The organism is Kitasatospora sp. NPDC059747 (assembly GCF_042732955.1).
GTDB lineage: Bacteria > Actinomycetota > Actinomycetes > Streptomycetales > Streptomycetaceae > Kitasatospora.
On sequence record NZ_JBHWGV010000126.1, the window covers coordinates 21,804 to 26,544 of the forward strand.

The following is a 4,741-nucleotide window of genomic DNA, read 5'->3' on the forward strand; positions in this document are numbered from 1 at the left end:
CCCGCCCGCGCGGGCGTGGCAGCGGGCGGGCGCGCGCGGCGGTCGCGACCGGACGCGTGAGGCCGGCGAGGGGGAGACGCGCGCGCGGTCGGCGCGGCCCCGCCCGCCGTGCGTGCACTCCGTCCGGTTCAGACCCGGGTGCGGTGGAAGTTCATGAAGGAGCGCGACGGCGTCGGGCCGCGCTGGCCCTGGTAGCGCGAGCCGTAGCGCTCCGAGCCGTACGGGTGCTCCGACGGCGAGGAGAGCCGGAACAGGCAGAGCTGCCCGATCTTCATGCCCGGGTACAGCTTGATCGGCAGCGTCGCGACGTTCGACAGCTCCAGCGTGACGTGGCCGCTGAAGCCGGGGTCGATGAAGCCGGCCGTGGAGTGCGTCAGCAGGCCCAGGCGGCCGAGGCTCGACTTGCCCTCCAGCCGGGAGGCGACGTCCTCGGGCAGGGTGATGACCTCGTACGTCGAGGCCAGCACGAACTCGCCGGGGTGCAGGATGAACGCCTCGTCGCCGTCGGGCTCGACCAGCCGGGTGAGGTCCGGCTGCTCCTCGGAGGGGTCGATGTGCGGGTACTTGTGGTTCTCGAACACGCGGAAGAAGCGGTCGAGGCGCACGTCGATACTGGAGGGCTGGATCATCGTCGGGTCGAACGGGTCGATGACGACCCGGCCCAGGTCGATTTCGGTCCGGATGTCCTTGTCAGAGAGCAGCACGCTTCGAGGTTACGTGCACGACGGGGCCCCGGACGAATCCGCCCGGGGCCCCTTCCGTCCTCGCGCCGGCCGTCAGGCCAGGAACTCCGCGGCCTCCAGCCGCATCGCCCGGGCCAGTTGCGGAGCGGACAGCTCCCGCACGTCGGCCAACACCGAACTCCTCAGCCGTCCGCACTGCGGACAGCGGATCAGCCGGCCGGGCCCCAGCCGGCCGGGTCCGAGGTTCTGCATCGGGAACGTGGTGGTGCTGAACAGGTGCCCCTCGGCACAACGAACGACGGTGCGCTGCTCCATCGATCCCCTTCCCATCCCTAACCCAGTACTCACCCGTACTCGTCGCGCCCCGGGGAGCGGGCCCCGGGACAGCGTCACATTAGGGGATGTTCCGGACATTCCACACCATGGCTCGCCGCCCCGACCCCACCCGCCGGAGCACTCTCACGCGGCCCAAACAGTACGCCCCCCACCCCCGCCCCACCCCGCTCCGCCACGTCCCCGGGCCACCCGTGCAAGCGGCGTCACGCATGGGGTACAGTGAAGGCGATCGAGCGGTCACTGACGGCTCGTCAGGCGGGCGTAGTTTAATGGTAGAACATGAGCTTCCCAAGCTTAGAGCGCGAGTTCGATTCTCGTCGCCCGCTCCAGCACTAAAGCCGCAGGTCAGCGACCTGCGGCTTTCGCGTTCTCCGGGCCGATCCGGGTCGGCTGCCCGGCTGTGGCGGCGCGGTCAGGGGTGTGGCTGGAGGAGCACCTGCCGGAGTTCGGCGGTGCACATCATGTAGCCGTCCGGGGTGGGCAGGCGTTCCAGGTAGTGGGCGAGGTCCGCGCCCAACGAGAACACCCTCACCGGGGTGTCCGCCGCGCGCGCGGACTCCACCACGCTCCGCACTCCGTCGATGACGGCCGGGTGCCGGGTCTGGTAGGACCCGGCCACCAGGTGGTTGGTCCGGTCCGCGGCCAGGTAGAACTGCACGAGGTCCTTGGTGCCGACGAACAGCTCGCTGGCGCCCGCGGCGCAGAGCGCCCGGGTGGCGTGCACCGCCGCAGGCGTTTCGACGAACGCGGACACGGGCACGTCGGCGGGCAACGCGAGATGTGCCCTGAGCCGGGCGAACTCCTTCGCGTCGTTGAGGAAGGGAACCGAGAGGTGCACGCGGCCCGCGTCGTCGCCGAGCCGCTCGCGCAGGGACCCGAGCACGGAGTGCAGCGCGTCCCGGTAGGCGGCCGAGCCCAGCAGCCAGCGTGCGCCGTGCAGGCCCAGCTCGGGGTTCGGCTCGACCGCGACCGGGGCCAGCTCGGTGACGCCGGCGGCGTGGTCGGAGCGGAGGTCGAGGAGCCTCAGGACCAGCCGCTGGCCGGGCAGCAGCGCCTCGACGAAGGTGCACAGCCGGTCCGCGACGGCCCGCCCGTAGGCCGCGACGTCGGCGGGGCCGCCGTGGAGGGAGTCGAGCGGGCGCAGGCCCGCCGCCAGGCAGAGGAACTCCTCGCGGATGAAGAAGGATTCGACCCGCTCCGCGTTCGGCCCGCACGCGTTGATCGTGTGGATGTCCTGCAGGTCCGCGATGACGGCGCACGCCGAGCCGAGGCGGTCCAGCGGGGAGCTCCCGGCCCCCGGGGCCGGGGCCTCGGCGCCGCTCGCGTCGGACCCGATGACGATGGTCTCGCTCTCCAGGTGCAGCGTCACTTCCCCGACCAGGTCGGCGAGGTCCGCCTGGTCGACGCGGAGCACGGGTATGCCCCTGCCGCGGCAGATGGACTGCATGTGGCCGGTCGGCCCGCCCGAACTGCAGACGACCGCACGCGCCGCCACGATCGCTTCGTATATTCCCGCTTCGAGGGAAGGGGCGACGAGGATGGATCCCTTGAGCGGACTTCTCGTGCGGTTACAGGTACCCCGTAACACGCTCTGTGTGCCACCGGTCAATAGGAATCCTTGAATCCGTCGCCCGTTCACCTAGTCCTCCAGATCCTCGGTGTCCGTGATCCCCAGTTGTCGACGCAGCTGCCGTGGCGTCACGGTGACGTCGGTGAGCCGTTGGACGGCGGCCCGGTTGACGACCGCTCCCATCAGGCGGTCACGCCCGGAGGCGGCCATCGGGAGGGGCGGAAGTCCGCCCATGGATCGGATACAGGCGTCCAAGCGGAAACCGAGTACTTCCCGCTCGCTCCGATGACGCGTGGCCAACCTCCGCACCTCCAGGGCTACAGCCTCGTCGAATCCGACCGGGGCCGCTTCCTCTGAATTGCTGACGTGGCCGTGGCATTGAGCCATGTCCCGGGCCAAACCGTCTTCGTGCGGTTCCAGTTCCAGTTCCAGTTGCTCGATCACTCGCGCGGCGACCGCGATGGACTGGTTCTTGATGGCGGCGAGATTGAAGGTGAACGCGCCGGTCCGGCCGTTTCGAACGATCTCGTCACCCTCCCTCGGTGCGCCGACCGTGGAGACCGGGCCGGCCGGCTCCCCGCCGGGGCTGAGCAGCGTCCCGCGTTCGTCGACTTCCAGGCCGCGCCCGGTGCGCTCGTGGGGTACCGCGATCCCCCTCCGGAGGAGATTCCTCCAGAGCGGCCGGCCGACCCTGCTGTAGTCCGACTCCCTGCCGAAGTTGGAGACCACCAGGTCGGCCTCGATGGCGTGTTCCTCCTCCGGGGCCGCTACCGAGACGACCAGCCGCCCCGACGCCGTCGGCGTGATCCCCTCCACCTTGCCGACGACCAGCTTCGCCGAGCCGTCCGCGGGGTGTATCGCACGCTCGATGATCGCCATGGTGTACTCCACCGCGCCGACCCGGAGTGCGGCCATCGAGGTGCCGAACTCGTCCAGCAGGCTCCGCAGTTCCGCGGAGGGGATCCGCTCGATGGCCTCGGGAAGATGCGGTTCCCACGCCTTGGCCACCCGCTCCGCGACCACCGTCGGGTCGACCTCGGGGTGGTCCCGGAGGACCGCCTCGCGCGCCGTCTCCCACTCGGACCGGACCCGGGCGAGGAACTCCTCGCGGTTCCGGTACGGCTCCAACAGTGCCTTCGGGCAGGGTAGTTGTAACACCTCGTGCTCGTGGCCGCCGGGATACGTCCGGAACATCGTCCCGGTCCTGGAGATCAGGTGGATCCTTCCGGTGTGGCCCCGGCGCAGCAGGAGGCCCGCCGAGTCGTACGCGCTCAGCACGGATCCGACGATCGCGACCGTTGCCTCGGGCGGGAGCGTTTCGAGCTTCCGGACGCCGGCCGCGGAGTACGGGTTCCTCACGAAGGACGCGTGGTCGCGCACGTCGGCGGCGAAGGGCGGATCCCTGAGTTCGAGGCCGGTCGCGAGGACGACGTGGTCGGCGCACAGTGCGGTCGGTTCCGGAACCGGCCCGGCCTCCAGGCCGCTCGCGAAAAACTCACACACCGTCACTTCGACGCCTGTGGCGCGCACTTCCAGGTCGACCGCCTCGCCGTCCGCTTCGACGAGCACGACGCCGGGACAGGCCTCCCGCCCGGCCTCGGCCAGCCGGTCGATCAGGTAGTCCTGGAAGATCCGTCGGGGCGCCGGGCCCTGCTCGACGAACTCGAACTCGTCCCAGGGGGTCGGCCAGTCCCGGCGGTCGGCCTCGCGGTTGGCCCAGCGCACGAAGTCGAGGACGTCCTCCCGGAACACCGACATCCGACCCGCCTGGATGTTGAACACGTGGTCCCAGGGGTTGCCGTCCCGGTGGTAGGCGACGCCGGCGGACCGGTAGTCGGAGCGCCGCTCGAGCAGGACGATCTCCAGCGGCTTGCGGGCGAAGCGGAGCAGTCGGATCGCCGTGGCGGTGCCGGCCAGGCCCGCCCCGACTATGAGCACTCGTGGACACGTACCTGTTCGGTTCCGGGGCTGCGTCATGAGCCCAGGATGGACCGGCGGCAGCTCGCCCGCCGGGCTTTCGGCGCAACGGCCCTCGGTGCACGCTCGGGGGGGAATTTGGCTGTGGGGGGGCGGGGGGTGTTGGGGGCCGGGGGGGGGGTTGGGGGGGGGGTGGGGGGGGGGGGGGGGGGTTGCCGCGGTGGCGGGTGGCGCC

General features: G+C 71.0%; 4 protein-coding genes and 1 tRNA gene. 1 reads left to right on the forward strand and 4 read right to left on the reverse strand.

Annotation, left to right across the window (positions count from 1 at the left end):
* Positions 1-128: 128 nt before the first annotated feature.
* Both dcd and ACFV4G_RS36340 read right to left on the reverse strand, forming a co-directional pair.
* Entirely contained in the window at positions 129-704 is a 576-nt protein-coding gene (dcd, locus tag ACFV4G_RS36335; protein ID WP_380446469.1) for a dCTP deaminase, read from the reverse strand.
* A 72-nt stretch (positions 705-776) separates the two neighbouring features.
* On the reverse strand, positions 777-1,013 hold the full coding sequence (locus tag ACFV4G_RS36340; protein ID WP_359970373.1) for a hypothetical protein: 237 nt from the start codon (positions 1,011-1,013) through the stop codon (positions 777-779).
* A gap of 261 nt (positions 1,014-1,274) precedes the next feature.
* Between ACFV4G_RS36340 and ACFV4G_RS36345 the strand changes: the two genes are divergently transcribed.
* Positions 1,275-1,348 (forward strand) — tRNA-Gly (locus ACFV4G_RS36345).
* Between the two features lie 83 nt (positions 1,349-1,431).
* Here ACFV4G_RS36345 and ACFV4G_RS36350 read toward each other — a convergent pair.
* A complete protein-coding gene (locus ACFV4G_RS36350) occupies positions 1,432-2,607 on the reverse strand; it encodes a putative PEP-binding protein (protein WP_380446473.1) in 1,176 nt (391 codons plus the stop codon).
* A gap of 51 nt (positions 2,608-2,658) precedes the next feature.
* A complete protein-coding gene (locus ACFV4G_RS36355) occupies positions 2,659-4,566 on the reverse strand; it encodes an FAD/NAD(P)-binding protein (protein ID WP_380446471.1) in 1,908 nt (635 codons plus the stop codon).
* Positions 4,567-4,741: the final 175 nt, after the last annotated feature.